Annotated in this window: 1 protein-coding gene; it reads left to right on the forward strand. The window is 66.0% G+C overall.

The features are described from left to right. Positions 1–250: N-6 DNA methylase (locus tag ACTFO6_RS19285; RefSeq protein WP_439935933.1), on the forward strand; the 250-nt coding region annotated here is incomplete at both ends.

Consider the following 250-nt stretch of genomic DNA (forward strand, 5'->3'; position numbering starts at 1 on the left):
GGGTGAGGGTAACCCTGGGATGACGGCATATGTGGACATTCCAGGGTTTTGCAAGAGCGCGACGCTGGACGAAGTGCGCAAGTACGGCCACGTACTCACGCCCGGCCGCTACGTCGGCGCCGAGGCGGCCCGCGACGACGGAGAGCCGTTCGATGAGAAGATGCAGCGGCTGTTCGCGCAACTGCGCGAGCAGCAGACGGAGGCCGCGAAGCTCGATGCGGCCATCGTCGCGAACCTGGAGGAGCTGAGG

The organism is Pelomicrobium sp. G1, assembly GCF_051905455.1.
Taxonomy (GTDB): Bacteria; Pseudomonadota; Gammaproteobacteria; order Burkholderiales; family UBA6910; genus Pelomicrobium.